At 38.2% G+C, this 17,085-nt stretch carries 15 protein-coding genes and 1 pseudogene; 1 reads left to right on the top strand and 15 read right to left on the bottom strand.

Features of this window, described 5'->3' with window-relative positions; all coding sequences use genetic code 11:
• The 10 genes and pseudogenes from Q0594_RS06495 to Q0594_RS06450 all read right to left on the bottom strand — a co-directional run.
• Nucleotides 1–498: pseudogene (locus Q0594_RS06495) on the bottom strand (hypothetical protein); the annotation flags it as partial.
• A gap of 172 nt (nt 499–670) precedes the next feature.
• The gene (locus Q0594_RS06490) at nt 671–1,552 is read right to left on the bottom strand and encodes a hypothetical protein (RefSeq protein ID WP_298730634.1); all 882 of its coding nucleotides are present in this window, start codon (nt 1,550–1,552) and stop codon (nt 671–673) included.
• A 186-nt stretch (nt 1,553–1,738) separates the two neighbouring features.
• The gene (gene nadE, locus Q0594_RS06485; protein ID WP_298730632.1) at nt 1,739–2,566 is read right to left on the bottom strand and encodes an ammonia-dependent NAD(+) synthetase; all 828 of its coding nucleotides are present in this window, start codon (nt 2,564–2,566) and stop codon (nt 1,739–1,741) included.
• A 10-nt stretch (nt 2,567–2,576) separates the two neighbouring features.
• Nucleotides 2,577–4,067, bottom strand: coding sequence for a nicotinate phosphoribosyltransferase (locus Q0594_RS06480; RefSeq protein ID WP_298730630.1), 1,491 nt, complete (start codon nt 4,065–4,067; stop codon nt 2,577–2,579).
• A gap of 130 nt (nt 4,068–4,197) precedes the next feature.
• Nucleotides 4,198–5,019, bottom strand: a complete 822-nt coding sequence (rhaD, locus tag Q0594_RS06475) for a rhamnulose-1-phosphate aldolase (RefSeq protein WP_298730628.1) — start codon at nt 5,017–5,019, stop codon at nt 4,198–4,200.
• Between the two features lie 164 nt (nt 5,020–5,183).
• Nucleotides 5,184–6,158 (bottom strand): hypothetical protein, encoded by a 975-nt coding sequence (locus Q0594_RS06470; RefSeq protein WP_298730626.1) that lies wholly within the window; start codon nt 6,156–6,158, stop codon nt 5,184–5,186.
• A 149-nt stretch (nt 6,159–6,307) separates the two neighbouring features.
• On the bottom strand, nt 6,308–8,020 hold the full coding sequence (locus Q0594_RS06465) for a phospho-sugar mutase (RefSeq protein WP_298730624.1): 1,713 nt from the start codon (nt 8,018–8,020) through the stop codon (nt 6,308–6,310).
• An 87-nt stretch (nt 8,021–8,107) separates the two neighbouring features.
• Entirely contained in the window at nt 8,108–9,040 is a 933-nt protein-coding gene (locus tag Q0594_RS06460; protein WP_298730622.1) for a LysR family transcriptional regulator, read from the bottom strand.
• A 103-nt stretch (nt 9,041–9,143) separates the two neighbouring features.
• Nucleotides 9,144–10,193 (bottom strand): PTS sugar transporter subunit IIC, encoded by a 1,050-nt coding sequence (locus tag Q0594_RS06455; protein ID WP_298730620.1) that lies wholly within the window; start codon nt 10,191–10,193, stop codon nt 9,144–9,146.
• A gap of 20 nt (nt 10,194–10,213) precedes the next feature.
• The gene (locus Q0594_RS06450; RefSeq protein ID WP_298730619.1) at nt 10,214–11,161 is read right to left on the bottom strand and encodes a 2-dehydropantoate 2-reductase; all 948 of its coding nucleotides are present in this window, start codon (nt 11,159–11,161) and stop codon (nt 10,214–10,216) included.
• A 97-nt stretch (nt 11,162–11,258) separates the two neighbouring features.
• On the opposite strand from Q0594_RS06450, the gene Q0594_RS06445 reads away from it, so the two are divergent.
• Nucleotides 11,259–12,143 (top strand): LysR family transcriptional regulator, encoded by an 885-nt coding sequence (locus Q0594_RS06445; RefSeq protein ID WP_298730618.1) that lies wholly within the window; start codon nt 11,259–11,261, stop codon nt 12,141–12,143.
• A 166-nt stretch (nt 12,144–12,309) separates the two neighbouring features.
• On the opposite strand, the gene Q0594_RS06440 is transcribed toward Q0594_RS06445, so the two are convergent.
• Genes Q0594_RS06440 through Q0594_RS06420 form a run of 5 tightly spaced genes read right to left on the bottom strand, consistent with a single transcriptional unit; the run spans nt 12,310 to nt 16,888 of the window.
• Nucleotides 12,310–13,554: an aminopeptidase gene (locus tag Q0594_RS06440; protein ID WP_298730617.1), complete on the bottom strand. Its 1,245-nt coding sequence runs from the start codon at nt 13,552–13,554 to the stop codon at nt 12,310–12,312.
• Nucleotides 13,555–13,598: 44 nt separating this feature from the next.
• Nucleotides 13,599–14,348, bottom strand: a complete 750-nt coding sequence (truA, locus tag Q0594_RS06435) for a tRNA pseudouridine(38-40) synthase TruA (RefSeq protein WP_298730616.1) — start codon at nt 14,346–14,348, stop codon at nt 13,599–13,601.
• Between the two features lie 50 nt (nt 14,349–14,398).
• Entirely contained in the window at nt 14,399–15,196 is a 798-nt protein-coding gene (locus Q0594_RS06430) for an energy-coupling factor transporter transmembrane component T (protein WP_298730615.1), read from the bottom strand.
• Nucleotides 15,186–16,061, bottom strand: a complete 876-nt coding sequence (locus Q0594_RS06425) for an energy-coupling factor ABC transporter ATP-binding protein (protein WP_298730614.1) — start codon at nt 16,059–16,061, stop codon at nt 15,186–15,188. The genes Q0594_RS06430 and Q0594_RS06425 overlap by 11 nt, the downstream gene beginning before the upstream one ends.
• On the bottom strand, nt 16,037–16,888 hold the full coding sequence (locus Q0594_RS06420) for an energy-coupling factor ABC transporter ATP-binding protein (protein ID WP_298730612.1): 852 nt from the start codon (nt 16,886–16,888) through the stop codon (nt 16,037–16,039). Before Q0594_RS06420 ends, Q0594_RS06425 begins: the two co-directional genes overlap by 25 nt.
• Nucleotides 16,889–17,085 lie beyond the last annotated feature (197 nt).

The following is a 17,085-nucleotide window of genomic DNA, read 5'->3' as shown; positions in this document are numbered from 1 at the left end:
ACGATTTAGAATAGATAATCCTAACAATATTCCACCATATCTTTTTACAAAATTAATGATAGGAGTCCCCCAATCTTTATCTTTTATTTCAGTTTCATTATAAAGGGAAGTCTTAACTTCCTTCATTACATCGATAATTAGTATCTTAACTAAATAACCACTAAGAATTAATTGAACAACAAAAGCAACGATTCCAAATGCTCCAATTGTTAATCCTGCTGTTAAAGGTAATGTAGCTACTGCAACTACAAAGACAAATGAAATCATGAGGATAGTTCCATATAATAATTGATGTGCATAATTTCTTTTTGGAAAAATATTAAAAACAACTAATACCGTATACAAAATAATAGCTCCAAGAATAATTGGTCTAAGGTAAAATCCTACTTCTCCAATTTGAGCACCTGTACTTTCAGAAATCACCTCGACACTTTTGGTAGATTCTCTTAAACTATCTGGCAAATGAACGCCCACACCATAAGTAATAATATCAGCCACTAAAAACACTAATAAAGAAGCTCTCTTCCAAAAGCTCATAGAGGAAAATGACCCAATCTGCGTGCCCTCTTATGTCAGAATATCATCTTTTACAATCCTTTTTGATTGCTCAAAACTTGCCCCGAAGAGTTTATTTTTCCCTTGCATATTTAATTTCCCTTCCAAAATAAATTTATTTCGACATAAATCTTGCACGAAACTTTCCATACCACTGATCGCTTGTAATATTAAAGTACTCTCTGTATTCTTTTCTATATTTAAAGAAATAAAAGGATTTTACAAAATTTTTCAAAAGCTGGCCTTCTGCAAGTAACAAAAGACTAGTAAACCCGATAAATAACCAGCCGAATAAAAAACTCATAAGATCTGGATTACTCTTACTAAATTCACCAAAATTAAAAGTCCAACGATTTAGAATAGATAATCCTAACAATATTCCACCATATCTTTTTACAAAATTATTGATAGGAGTTCCCCAATCTTTATCTTTTATTTCGTTTTCATTATAAAGGGAAGTCTTAACTTCCTTCATTACATTGACAATAAGTATCTTAACTAAATAACCCAAAAAGATTAGTTGAACAATAAATGCGAGTGTTCCTAATGCTCCAATTGTTAAACCAATTAACAGAGGTAACGAAGAAAAAATTGCTAGTAACCCGAATATTAATAATAAACAATTTCCATATATTAATTGATACGCATAATTAAATTTTGGGATAATATTTAAAATTATTAGTGCTGTAAATAAAATTACTAATACCAAATTGATTGGGCGAAAATAAGCCCCTATTTCTCCAATCAATGCTCCCGTGCTTTCAGAAATGACCTGAACACTATCTGTTGAATTTCTGAAACCATCGGTCATATATATCCCCGCTCCATAAGCAATAAAACTAAACATTAATCCAACTAGCCCAAACACTCTCTTCCAAAAACTCATAGAAACAGAAACTCCCATTTGAGCGCCATCTTCGGTTGCAAACTGTCTTGGGACGATTCTCTTAGATTGCTCGAAACTCGCACCAAAGAGTTTGTTTTTTGTTTGCATCATCAATCCCTTTTTCTAATCCTTCTCTTTCTTGTTTGAGCCATTCCCATCATTCTACTCAAACTTCTCATAGTTCTTAAGATATCAGTTTTTGTTAAAATGTCAACGTTTTTCCATAGTCCTCACCCTGCTTTTTCCAACAAAAAAGCCATCCCTACCAGTTTCCTAGTAGGAATAGCCTTCGAATCTTTATTTCCAAAAATCATCGTAGATTGTAATGGGTAAGTGACGTTTATGTTCTGTCTTTTTGTACCAGTTTTCAATCGTCTCCGCTGCCTTTTCGTTGATCGCTTTTCCTTCCAGATAATCATCAATCTCTTCGTAAGTAACCCCAATCGCTACTTCGTCTGGAAGCGATGGGCGATCTTCTTCAAGGTCTGCCGTTGGGACTTTCAAGTACAGATGCTCTGGAGCACCTAGCACTTGTAACATCGCACGGCCTTGACGCTTATTGAGACGCCATAATGGAGTGATATCTGCAGCCCCATCTCCAAATTTCGTATAGAAACCGGTCACCGATTCAGCCGCATGGTCCGTTCCGATTACGGCACAGCCTGTTTGCCCTGCAATCGCATATTGAGCGACCATGCGTTCACGCGCTTTAATATTTCCTTTATTGAAGTCTGAAATTTCCATTCCAAGTTCTTCAATACTGCGTTCAGTCGCATCTACCGCATCCTTCACGTTCACGCGAAGTACGTCCGTTGCCTTCATAAAATCAATCGCATCCATAGCATCTTGTTCATCTGCTTGCACGCCATAAGGAAGACGCACGGCATAGAAACGATACACTTTTTGGTCTTGTTCTTCGTTTAATTCATCAATTGCCATTTGTGCGAGTTTCCCAGCGAGCGTTGAATCTTGTCCCCCGCTAATTCCAAGGACATACCCATTCAAGAATGGGTGCTTTGCAAGATACGCTTTTAAGAAATCGACGGTTTTACGGATTTCTTCTTCAGGATTAATCGTTGGTTTCACTCGAAGCGTTTCGATAATTTTTCGTTGTAATGGTCTCATAACGTTCCCCTTACTTTGCGTTTTCTTTGGCCAACTGTTCTGATTTAAGACGCACTTCTTCTCTGATTTCCGCAATACTTGCTAATTTTTGGTTGTATGTCTTTTGAGAGAGATCGACTGGATATTGCTCTGGGTTCAAGATACGTTTGTATTCGTCCCATAGCGCTTCGATTTGCTCGTCTTTATACGCCTTAATGTCTTGAAGTTTTGGCAATTCATATACTAATTTTCCGTTATCGAAAATCGGTTGTAAAATTGGACGTGCTGTGAAGTCTGTCACTGTTTTATTAATATAAGTGTAGACTGGATGGAACATAAAGAGTTCGTCTAATTGGTCTGGACGTTCATCCCATAATGCGATATAGTCCCCTTCAGACTTGCCATCTGAGTTACGCGTAATACGCCATACTTGTTTCTTACCAGGTGTAGATACTTTTTCTGCATTATTTGAAATCTTCATTGTATCCACCATTACGCCGTTTTCGTCTTCGATACTTACAAGCTTGTACACACAGCCAAGCGCTGGTTGGTCGTACGCTGTAATTAAACGAGTCCCGATTCCCCAAACGTCGATTTTAGCACCTTGCATCTTCAAGTTGAGGATTGTTTTTTCATCAAGGTCACTTGACGCGTAAATTTTCGCTTTTGTAAATCCAGCTTCATCTAATTGTTGACGAACTTTTTTCGACATATACGCCATGTCACCACTGTCGATACGAACGCCTAAGAAATTAATCTTGTCGCCGAATTCTTTAGCTACACGGATGGCATTTGGAACACCTGATTTCAAGATATCATACGTATCCACTAAGAATACGCAGTCACGGTGACTCTCAGCATACGCTTTAAATGCTTTGTAGTCATCACGGTACGCTTGCACTAATGCGTGGGCATGTGTCCCAGAAACTGGAATGCCAAACATCTTGCCAGCACGAACGTTACTTGTCGCATCGCATCCTCCGATGTACGCTGCACGTGTTCCCCAAATTGCCGCATCTAATTCTTGCGCACGACGAGTTCCGAATTCTAATACTGGATCGTCTCCTGAAACCATACGCACACGGCTTGCTTTAGTTGCGATAAGTGTTTGGAAGTTGACGATATTTAATAACGCTGTTTCAATTAATTGACATTCTGCAAGCGTTCCTTCTACTTGCACAAGAGGTTCGTTCGCGAAAACGAGTTCCCCTTCTACTGCAGAACGGATACTTCCTTTGAATTCGAAGTTTTCTAAGTATGTTAAGAATTCTTCTGGATAGTGTCCAAGTCCACGTAAATATTCAATGTCTGTTTTTGAAAAACGTAATTGTTCAATAAAGTGGACAATGCGTTCTAATCCAGCGAAAATTGCATATCCATTTTCAAATGGTAACTTTCTGAAATACGCTTCGAAAATCGCTTTTTTCTCAGACACGCCTGTTTCCCAATACGTTTTCATCATATTAATTTGGTATAGGTCTGTATGTAGTGTTAAACTATCATCTTTATAAACTGAGTTCATCTATCGATACCCCTTTTTTATTGTATTTACCTTTTTATTCTACACCAGTTCTGGACGATTGTACATGGATGGAGACTCGCAGTAAAAAAGCAAGTCCTTCGTTAGACTTGCTTTTTCACTCTATTTATTTTTATAGGTCTAAGAATCCTTCGTGCGGAGTCATTTTGAAGTATTCCGCAATTTCTTGTAATTGCACATCTGTGATTTCTTGTAGGATTTTTCCGCCTTGTGCACCAACTTGTGAATAAATCATCGCAGCTTTTTCAATCACTTCGATTAAACCATATGTTTCATCCAAAGTATCACCTGATGCAAACAATCCATGATGTGGCCAAATCACTGCTCGAAACTCGGCCATTTTCGCAGCTGTTGCTTCCCCAATTGCGTTTGTTCCAGGTGTCATATAAGGAATCACGCCGATACCTTCTGGGAAGACAACAATGGATTCAGCTTGCATTTTCCATAGAAGTCTTGATAAATGCCGTTCGTCTAATGGTTGTGTGAAGCTTAACGCGATTAAGTTTGTTGGGTGGCAATGGAAGACCACTTTATGATTTGGATTCACTTTGAGTCGTTCAATATGGCTCATTAAGTGACTCGCGAATTCTGAGGTTGGTTTTCCGCCATCCTCGAATCCCCATAGCAATTCTGCTTTTTGTCCATCTTCTGAAATACGAACCAAGCCTAAATCAAGAAGCGGTTGATTGGTGACATTTCTGAAGTAACGGCCTGTCCCTGTTACTAAGTAATAGAAGCCGGTAAGTGTGGAAGCGTCGAATCCTAAGTCGAGGATACGTTTCACTTCTTTCACATCTTCATAACCTTCTACTTCACTAGCTTCGAGGCGTACGGAGATATTACCGCCATTGCGCTCGTCCCAGTAACGTAAGTACGATTCTTTTGTCAGTTCACATAATTTTTTTACCGCTGGTGATTCAATAAATTTTGTCATTTTCAATTCTCCCTTAGTTTCTTTGTGATAACACTTGTTCTTGGTATGCTTTGACTTCATTATACCATGCAAATCCGACTGGAACACCATTGATTTTAAGGAGTTTAGGCAAGGAAATAACCGGTAACACTCCTTGGGTATTACCGGTCTTACTATAGTTAGCTTTATTCGAATTTTCCTTTATTAGCTTCGTTAGCTGTTTTCAAGTCAATTTGAAGAAGATTTGCTAAGTTTGCATCATCAATCGTTGCTTTTCCTTTATCGTCCACTTTAATTGCTAAATAGTGCGTATTTCTTGGAAGATAATCCATGCCTTCTAAATTCACTCCCAAATTCGATTTAAATCCTAGGGCTGCTAATCGATAAATCAACTTAAGCAAGAGAGCTTTAGAAAAGTCAGATTGCCCTACCTTTTGAGATTCCTGAATCAACCCTTCAAAGAAAGCTTGATTGTCTCTTTGATAACTTGCTTGTACCTCATATTGATAGAGATCTACTTTTGGAGCTTGGAATTTCAAATACACGGTATCCCCATCGACTTTGTAATCTTCCAGTGTATAAGCTCCTGCTTTCCCTAATGAGTTTGTATTTACTTTTAAATACATGGGTCCATAAACTTTAATAGGATAGGTAACTCCTTGAAACTCTATTTCTGCATCATTAGAGAAGGTTGGTCTCGATTCGGTTAACATCTTCACCATATACCCGTTCCATAGTTTATCAAAAAATTCTTCTTGATTAGAGGTAGTTGTCGCATGTAAAAGCACATCAAAATTTTCTTGATTCACAAAGACAGCGTCCACTAATTTTAATGCTTCTTGTACTTTACTATCTGTAATGCTCTTTTTCTTCTCTGCAAGATCTTCAGCTGCTTGTTTCACTCGAGATAAAGGCATTTTTACAGTTTTGCCACTATTAGATTCTACATACGTTTGTTCGTAATTCGTTAATGGAGGCATTTTAGCATCCCAATCAAAGGAAGCCGCTGGTCCAGTAACATCATTTTTATGATAAACCGTATCTTCTTTTTTTGTTTGTGTGGTTTCACTTGAAGTAGCTGGAGTAGCCGAGCACCCTGCAATGACGAATGAACAGAATAACGTGCTCCCTACTAGAAATAATTTAAAATCTTTTTTCATTGAGTTCTCCTTAAAATTTTAAAATAGCAATTTTTGAAAGTTTATTTATATGAATTCTATTATAGCATACTCCTTTGATTCTCAAAACTTTCTTTCTATAAAGACAAAAAAAGCACTCCTACAAATGTAAGAGTGCTCTACTTCCTTCATTATTGTAATTTTTCTAAGTCGGCTTGTAAGGCTGCTACTTTTTCTTTTGCAGCTTCTTCACTATCTGCTTTCGCTCCGATATAGAACTTAATTTTTGGTTCTGTACCACTTGGGCGAACGGCAATCCAAGATCCATCTTCTAAAATGTATTTCAATACATTAGACGTTGGAAGTCCGATTTCTGAAACGACCCCATTAGCATCTTTTTGCTCGTTCACTGCGAAGTCTTGAGCTAACACTACTTTCAATCCTCCGAAACTTGTCGGAACTGAAGAACGTAAGCCATCTAATAAAGCTTTAATCTTTTGTGGACCTTCTAAACCAGCTACTGTTACAGAAATCGTCTTTTCTAAGAAGTAACCATGTTTTGCATATAATGCTTGAAGACCATCATATAAAGTTTTGCCTTCGTTCTTGAAGCGTGCAGCTACTTCTGTTAGTAATAACACTGCTTGAACCGCATCTTTATCACGGACAAATGATTTCACGAGATATCCGTAACTTTCTTCGAAACCGAACATGAATGTGTGGTCTCCCGTTTCTTCGTCGTGTTGGATTTGTTCTGCAATGAATTTGAATCCTGTTAATACATTCATCATTTCAGCGCCATAACTCTTAGCAACTGCTGTTGGAAGTTCACTACTTACAATTGATTTCACGACAAGCGCATTGCTAGGAAGTGTTCCTGCTTGTTGGTGCGCATAGAGTAAGTAATCCACTAAAATCGCAGCAATTTGGTTTCCGGTAATCACTTGGTAGCTTCCGTCTGGTAAGCGTACGGCAGCCCCCATACGGTCCGCATCTGGGTCAGTCGCTAATAATACATCAGCGCCAACTTTTTTCCCTAATTCTACCGCATATTCAAATGCACCTGCTTCTTCAGGGTTTGGAGATTTAACTGTTGAGAAGTCTCCATCTGGCATTGCTTGTTCTTCAACAACGTGCAATCCTTTGAAGTTTGCTTGTTCTAATGCTTTTTCAACAAGCATTAAACCAGTACCATGTAATGGTGTATAAACGACTGATAATCCTTCCACATCGCTAAGAAGTTTTGGATTTACAGAGACTGTTTTGATTTCTTTCAAGTATGCATCATCGACATCTTTTCCGATAATTGTTACTAAACCTGTTGCTTCCAACGCTTCATCATCTAGCACTTTCAGTTCAAGTGGATTTGCTACTTGACGAACGTAAGCTGTTAATGCATCCGCATCTTTTGGTGGCATTTGACCGCCGTCTTCACCGTATACTTTATATCCGTTGTAAGCGGCTGGGTTATGACTAGCTGTAATCATAATTCCAGCAAATGTATGCAAGTGACGTACTGCAAATGATAATTCTGGTGTTGGACGTAAGCTTTCAAACACATACGAAGCAATCCCATGAGTTGCTAAAGTACGTGCAGATTCCATTGCAAATTCTGGTGAAAAATGACGTGAATCGTAGGCAATCGCTACCCCACGTCTTTTTGCTTCTTCCCCGTAACTTTCAATTAAGCGTGATAATCCTTCTGTTGCCTGGCGCACTGTATAAGTGTTCATGCGATTAATCCCGGGTCCAACAATTCCACGCATTCCCGCAGTACCAAACTCTAATGGTGTATAGAAGGCTTCCTCTTTTTGCGTGTCATCCATTGATTGTAATTGCACCTTTAATCCTTCTTCTAGTGCTTCAAAAGATTCCCATAGTTTTGCTGTTTCTTTCCAACTCATTTGCATCTGTCTCCTTCTACTGAGTAATTCTGTCTTAACTTCTTTTATTATCACTGATTTTCCGAATAGTTTCAACCTCTTTGTGAATTAAAAATCAAGATTTTGAACTTCGAAGCCGTATTCCTGAATATGTGTTTTTAGCATATGCAAGAATCGCTCTGCTTCCTTGGATAATTTTCGTTGATCGTGTTGTAAGATTCCTAGTTCCATTGTATCTTCTACGTCCAGTGGCACCGCAACAATCTTATCATCGTTTAACTTACTACTAATAATCCCTGAACTAATCGTGTATCCATTTAATCCGACCATTAAGTTAAAGATGGTCGCACGGTCACTTACCTTAATGCTCTTCTTATGCTCCATCGTGCTGAGAATTTCCTCTGAGAAGTAAAATGAGTTTTCTTCTCCCTGTTCATAGGATAAATAAGGATAGTCTTCTAATTCTTCTAGCGTAATGCTCTCTTTTTCGGCAAGTGGATTTTGCGTACTTAAGAATACGTGCGGTTGCGCCTTAAATAGTGGCGTAAAAACTAAGTCCTTTTCTTTGAATAATTTTTCCATGACTTTGCGGTTGAAATCATTCAAATACAAGACACCAATCTCACTCTTGTAATTCGTTAAGTCTTCTAAAATGTTCTGTGTTTCTGTTTCTCGAAGCGTGAATTGATATTCGTCTCCTGCTTCTTTTTGAATAAAATCTACAAAGGCATGGACCACAAAGGCATAGTGCTGAGCGGATACTGAGAATGTTCGTTTCCGTTTGGTTTGTCTTTTGTATTTTTCTTCCATCAAATTTACTTGATCGAGGACTTGACGAGCATATACTAGAAATTCTCGTCCTTCTGCCGTCAAAGTAATTCCCGTATTCCCACGTTGAAAAAGCGTAATATCCATCTCGATTTCAAGTTCACGAATGGCCTTCGACAAACTTGGTTGGCTGACGTATAACTCTTTGGCCGCCTCATTCATCGAACCTTTTTCAGCAATTTTTTCAAAATAAATGAGTTGCTGAATTCTCATGCAACCACTCCCTTCTATTAGGTTTATTGTACCATCTTCCTTGAAAAATAAAAATAAACTCCTCCATGCAATTACATGAAGGAGTCGATAGGATTTTTATTGATTAGTCTTGGAATTTGAAGACTACTGAAGAATCGTATAGTTTTAATACTTTTTCAAATACAAGCTTACTTGCAATCGCTGCAGCAATTGGAACAACGAACCAAACGATAGCCGCTAATCCAACATTCAATCCTGCGTCAATAGAAGCTAAGGGCCCTACTAAACCTACGAGACCGAACCCAGCAGATTGTGGCGTACCACTGACTGAGAAGAGCGCTACAGGAATCGCTGAAAGAATCGCTGTCGATAAACATGGAATCAAGATGACTGGATATTTGAATAAGTTTGGCATCATTAATTTCATTGCCCCTAGAGCAATCGCTAATGTTACCCCTGATTTATTCACTTTCCATGAATGAACTACTAATGCTACAGCAGTTGCAGCAACCCCCATTGCAGCAGCCCCAGCAGACACACCGTTTAACTGAATCGCTAAACCAATCGCTACTGTAGAGATTGGTGAGATGATTAAAAATGCAAATGAGCAGCAGATTAAGATAGACATCAAAATTGGTTGTAATGTTGTGAACTCGTTGATGACTTGACCAATCGCTGCAGTAATCATTTTAACGTATGGTAAGAGTAATAATCCGATAAACGCAGATCCAACCCCAACGACGATTGGCATTGCGACCACTGCTGTTGACCCAAATTTATCTTTAATGAGCATCAACATACCAACTGCAATCGCTGCAGTCACCATTGTGTTAATTAAGTCACCAGTTCCCGCACCCACATAAGCTTTCAGTTCAGCATTGTAAGTCACAACCCCACTTGCTACAAAGCAGGCACCCGCTGTTACCATCATTTCCATTGGTTTGAATCCAAATTGCAATGCGATTAATCCACCAATGATAAGGGGCGTTGCTAATTGGAAAATTACTGCAATTTGTGTAATTGTTACAGCAATTGGATATTGACTAAAATATTTTAAGATTGCAGATAAAACAGCGTTTGGAATTAGACCAACAATAACCCCTAGTGCTGTTCCTGATAAGATTTTATTGACAAAGACTTTTCCTGTCATTTTTGTTTGAGCCTGAGCTTCCATAATTTCCCCTCTTTCTTGAGCTATTTTGCTCCTAAAATTTGTTCTTTACAATGAACCAAAGCAGTTAGAAAAGCACAATACGGTGTTGGCACTCCATATTTTTCACCTTTACGAACAACCGCACCATTAATATAATCAATCTCCGTTAAACGATTATTTTTATTTAAGTCTTGATACATAGATGGATAGTGAAGTCCAATTGTCTTACAATTATAACAATTACTTTCGATATATTCAACAATTTCCGGAACATTTATTTCAACATTTTCAAATTTTGCAACTTCTGCAAATTCTTTCACTATATTTTCAACAATCATATGCGCATCCGTAGTGGATCCAAACTCATACATATTACTTAATAATATTGTACATAAGCCATTCATTGTACCATTGACGCAAGCCTTCTTGTAGATGGCATATAGGATATTCTCTGAATAATTAGCGTTTAAACCTGCGCTGTTCAATACCTCGACAATCTCTAGCGCTTCTTTTTTTGCATCGTCCGTATCTACTAAGTTCTTTAAGGCAACTGTTCCACTACCGAATAATTTCACTCGTCCTGGACCTTCCATTCCTGCAGTCCACATCGTATTCCCTATAAAGATATTTTCTTTAGGAACAAACTGTTCGATGACTTCTTCATGACCAATACCGTTTAGTAAGCATAGCACTTTAGTCTTCTCATGAATAACAGGTTTCAAATCATTGAGCATTTTTTCTAATTGCATCGCCTTTGTAAATAGAATTATCAAATCACTTGTAGCAGACTCTGTTACTTCACTCTGAAGTAGCGCTGGTAATTTGACAATCACCTCTTCACCATTGAAGTTCGCCTTTAATCCCTCTTTTTGAATGGCTTCTACATGATCTTTCCAACCATCAACTAGTACTACTTCGTATCCTGCGTTATGTAACATCAATCCGAAACGACTTCCCATTGCGCCTGCACCAGCTATTGTTATTTTCATACTTATTCCTCCTTAATTAAAATAGACATTGCTTCTCATTTTTTTCTTTGATAAAATAATGTGTAAGATTTCACTTAAATGACAAGGAGACATTCAAATGGATATTAAACACCTACAATACTTTGTAAGTATTGTTGACCATGGGGGATACTCCCCAGCTGCACGCAGTTTATTCATCACACAACCTACCCTTTCCCAAACCATTAAAAAAATAGAATCTGAATTGCATACTCCACTTTTTATTCAGCAAACAAACGGAATCTGTTTAACGGATGCTGGACAACTCCTATACGAAGATGCGAAAAAAATTATTTTACAGTTAGAAGAAACTGTTCAAAAAATTCAGAAGCTAAATCGCCCGCAAAAAGAAACTATCCGAATAGGTCTCCCTACTCTTTTTGCCATTAAACTAATGCCAGTATTCTCTAGATTTATGATGTCCCACCCCACTGTTCATCTAACCATGATTCAAGGCGGGTCTAGAGAACTACAAACCGCTCTCATCAATGGCGAAATTGATCTTGGTGTTCTTTCATTTCCAAAAATTGAAACCGATATTTACCTTGAGCCTTTTCAAAAAGAATTTTTAGGATACCATGCTAGTATCGTTGTTCCGAAAGGTCATCCGTTTGAACATGCATCCTCCCTCACCTTTGAAAATCTCAAAAAGGAACGTTTCAGTACTTTATCAAGAAACTTTATGTTAGGAAAACTACTTCATACTCGTTCTAGAGACTTTGGATTTGAGCCTCATATTGTTTATACAGATGATAATTGGGAGGTTTTGCTAGCAAGTTTAGCAACCTTTAATTCCATTTGCATTATGGCTCATGAATATAAGGAATTTTATTCTGATGCTTCTCTTACTTGGATTCCTCTAGACGATAAGAAGAGTTTCTTCCCGATTGGAGTGGCTTATCTTCCAAATCAAACTTATTCGCAAAATACAATCGAATTAATAGAATTATTGCGAGATTTGTAAGCTTTTATCTCTATTTATTGTACAATGTTTGTGATTTATTTACCAATTGAGTTTTTTTATACCTCTATAAGATTTTTCTATAGTCTTCTTACTAAAAAAGGACATCAAGCTTAGGAGAACTCCTAAACTTGATGTCCTTTTATGTTGGGTTTAATTCATATTTTTACTAAATTTCCCAGTCTCCGTTGCGGAAGATTGGAACAACAGTACCGTCTTCACGAATACCGTCTACATTCATTTCTGGTCCACCGATCATGAAGTCCACGTGTACATCCGCACGGTTTAATCCAGCTTCTCTTAATTCTTCTTCAGTTTCGAAGTTTTCGCCACCTTTAACACTTGTAGCATATGCTGAACCAATTGCTAAGTGGTTAGATGCATTTTCATCGAATAATGTATTGAAGAATGTAATGCCTGATTGTGAGATTGGTGATGGGTCGCTTACTAGTGCTACTTCACCTAATCCACGAGCACCATTGTTTTCGAATACTAAGTCTTTCATTACTTGGTCGCCTTTTTCAGCAGATACTTCTGTGATTTGACCGTCTTTGAAAGTCACTTTGATGCCTTCGATAATGTTACCGTTATAGCTTAATGGTTTTGTGCTTGATACATATCCGTCAGCTACGCGGTAATCTGGAGCTGAGAAGACTTCTTCTGTTGGCATATTTGCGATGAAGTGTTCTCCTTGAGCATTGATGCTTCCTGCACTTTCCCAAACATGGTTTTTAGGCATTCCTAGAGTTAAGTCTGTCCCTGGTGCAGTGTAGTGTAATTTTACGAATTGTTCTTTGTTTAAGATAGCTGCTTTTGCATCTAATTTTTCTTCATGTTCTTTCCATGCTGCTACTGGATCATCAGCGTAAACACGGCAAGTTTTGAAGATTTGATCCCATAATAAATCTACTGCTTCTTCCGTTGATGTTGCTTCTGGGAATACTTTTTTAGCCCATGCGCTACCTGCTGCAGCTGCTACTGTCCAGCTTATTTTATTCGATTGACCTGCAACACGCATTGGTTTTAAAGCAACACTTGTAGCTTTCATCGATTTTGCAAGACGACTTGTATCTACTCCATTTAATGCATCTGGATCTCTAGAAACAATGCTTAAACGACTTGCTTTATGATCTAATAAATAGTGCATTTCTTGTACTTTATATTCTGGAACAGTCGTAATACGATCTTCCGCAGCATATAATAAACGGTCACGGTTGATTTCATCATCACTCCATTGAACGATAACTTCGCTTGCTCCTAATTGATAAGCTTCTTTAACTAATAAACGTGCAAAAGGTGCTTGTTCCACTTCTGCATAAATTACTACAGTATGTCCTGGTTGAACATTAATTCCTGTAGATACTAGTAATTTTGCATATTTTTGTAAATTTACATCAAAATTTTCTAATACCATATTGACACTCCTTTTAAAATAACTATCTTCATCCTATCATATTTCTAGCTGAAATTCTTATAAAATACTTCATCTAAGTACAATCCATGTGCAGGTGCCGTTGGACCTGCTGCATTTCGGTCCATGGCTTCTAAAATCTGTTTCATCTCTTCGACTTCTCGTAAACCATCTCCAATTTGAAGCGCCGTTCCAACGAGAATTCGCACCATATTATAAAGGAATCCTTTCCCTTCGAACGTGAAAATCAATTCATCACCGTCTCTCTTCACTTCTGCTTTAGTCACAACCCGAACTTTAGATTCCTTATCGCTTTTCGTCGAACAAAAACTTGTAAAATCATGTTCTCCAATCACTACTTCAAAAGCCTTGTTGATGCGGTCTACATCGGTTTTGAATGGGTGATGCAGCTCATACTGACGAAGAAACGGACTCTGTACCTGTGCAGTCGTTACTTTATAAATATATCGTTTCCCGATCACACTATAGCGCGCGTGAAAGTCTTCAGACACCGCTTCTGCTGAAACAATCCGGATTGAAGTTGGTAATAAACTATTCATCGCACGAACAAGTGCGTTTGCCTCTATTCGTTTTGGGTAATCGATATGAACTACTTGACCGTTGGCATGCACACCAGAGTCTGTTCGTCCAGATCCACTAACCGGAATATATTGTCCCTTCGTCATCTTCTTCAGAGCCTTATTCAGTTCAGCTTGAATACTATTTCCATTCTCTTGCACTTGAAATCCAACATAGGGCGTTCCATCATATTGAATAATGAGTTTATATCGCTGCATCCTTTTCCCTTCTTTCAAAAAAGAGCTTGACAAGTCAAGCTCCTTACCTTTTATACTTTAAATACAAATAATAAAATTGTTACAACCACTAGGGATAATCCCGCAATTGCGTCACGCATATCATAGTTCAGAACACGGTACTTACTACGTCCGTCTCCTCCCTGGTATCCACGTGCTTCCATGGCTGTGGCCAAGTCTTCTGCACGATTCAATGAGCTCACAAAAAGTGGAATAAGAATTGGAATAATCGCCTTCATTTGTTCAAAGAGATTTCCTTCTCCAAAATCAACCCCACGAGCTCGTTGCGCGTTCATAATTTTTTGTGCTTCATCCATTAAAGTTGGAACGAAACGAAGCGCGATCGATAGCATTAATGCAACCTCATGTACTGGAAATTTCACAACAGAGAGAGGTTTCATTACTGCTTCAATCGCATCTGTTAACTGCAAGGGTGCAGTTGTTAGCGTTAAGAGCGTTGAGAATGAGATAATTAATACAAAGCGTAAGAAAATGAATACCGCGTTAATAATCCCCTCGGAAGTCACTTGAATGAATCCCCATTTAAAGTAGACTTCACCTCCGCTTGTGAATAGAATTTGAAGTGCTACTGTGAATAGAATCACCCAAATTAATGGTTTAATCCCTTTCCAGAAGAATCCTAGCGGAATCTTCGATAAGAGCAACGCAATAAGTGTATAGACAATTAACAAGCCATATGTTACCCAGTTATTGGCTAAGAAGATAACTAATACAAACGCAAACGTTCCAATTAATTTCGTTCTTGGATCAAGTTTATGAATCCATGAGTCCCCTTGTAAATAGCGTCCTAATATTAATTTATCGAGCACCTGCTTCACCTCCTAAACTAGAATGTGAAACCAGTAAATCCGCTAATTGATCTAATGTCATTGGGCGTTCTTCGGTTGTAAAACCTTTTGCCTTCAGTTTCTCCACAAATTGAATGGTCGAAGGAAGACCTAATTGTTTTTCTTGTAGCCATTGGGCATCCGAGAACACTTCTTCAGGTGTACCTGTTTTTACAACAGTTCCTTTCTCACAAACAATCACGTAATCCGCATAGTCACTGACATCATTCATTTGATGTGTTACAAGAACGATGGTAATCCCTTGCTCTTTTTGCAAGGAGGAAAACATCTCCATCATTTCTTTACGACCTTTGGGATCTAGTCCCGCAGTTGGTTCATCTAGCACTAACACCTCAGGCTGCATCGCTAATACTCCTGCAATAGCAACACGGCGCATTTGCCCTCCAGATAAATCAAACGGAGACTTTTGTAAGACATCTTCAGGAAGTCCCACAATTTTCAGTGTGTCTTTGGCAATTTGATTAGCCTCTTCCTCACTCACTCCAAAATTCTTTGGACCAAATGCAATATCTTTCTGAACGGTTTCTTCAAAAAGTTGTGCTTCAGGGAATTGGAATACAATTCCTACTTTTTTTCGTAGAGGTTTAAGATCCTTATTACTCGTTTGAGCATCCACTATACGTTCCCCTAAAGTAACTGTTCCTGTAGTAGGTTTTAATAAAGCATTCAAATGTTGAAGAATAGTCGACTTTCCTGAACCAGTATGACCAATGATTGCAGTGTACTTCCCAGAAGGAATTGCAAAATTCACGTCATATAATGCTCGTGTTTCAAAGGGAGTGTTTGCTTGGTATGCGAAATTTACTTCGTTAAAACGGATGTCCATAACCACTCCACCAATCCTTCCTCATCTAAATACTCCTCAGGGACATTTATTCCTCTTTCACGAAGAGCTTCTATCAGTTTCTCAGCAAAAGGAACATCTAATCCTTTTTCAACTAGTTTGGATCCTAATTTGAAAATTTCCTTTGGAGTCCCAATTTGTTGAATTTGACCTTGCTCCATCAAAACAACTCTGTCTGCTTGAGCTGCTTCATCCAAATCATGTGTAATAGAAATAACGGTAATCTTCTTTTCTTTATGAAGCTTTTGAATTGTCGAAATCACTTCTAAACGCCCTTTTGGATCTAACATCGATGTTGCTTCATCTAAAATAATTACTTCAGGTTCTAATGCCGTTACTCCCGCAATGGCTACTCTTTGTTTTTGCCCACCTGATAAGCGAGCTGGTTCTTTCGTCCGGAATTCAGACATTTTCACCATATCAAGAACTTTGGTTACACGTTCGAGCATTTCTTCTCGAGGAAGTCCAATATTTTCCAACCCAAAAGCAATATCATCTTCCACAGTAGTCCCCACAAATTGATTATCAGGATTTTGGAAGACCATTCCAACTGTTCTTCTTGCATCAAATACGGTCTCTTCAGTTAACGTTTTTCCATTTACAATAACGGAGCCTTTATTTGCTTCAATCAAACCATTCATAACTTTAGCCAAAGTAGATTTCCCAGATCCATTATGACCAATAATTGCTAACCATTCACCTCGTCGAATTTCTAGTGAAACTCCTGCAAGGGCTTCTCTGGCATCGTCTTCATGATAACGATAATGAATATCTTCTAACTCAATAATAGTCTGATTCAATAACGACACCCCTTTCCTTATTCTATGTATGATATAAAAAAATATGTATAAAATAAAAAAACACACTTTAATACGATGAAGTGCTTCCCCGCCAAATGAATGACGGGAAGGCAGCGAGCTAGACTAAATAATCAAGGAAAGAATAAGGCTACCATTCAGTAGCCTCAGACTTCCCATCTTACAAAGCAAGATGATTATTACCATCA

This window comes from uncultured Granulicatella sp. (assembly GCF_938030755.1).
Lineage (GTDB): Bacteria > Bacillota > Bacilli > Lactobacillales > Aerococcaceae > Granulicatella.
This window is presented reverse-complemented; position numbering and strand designations above follow the sequence as displayed.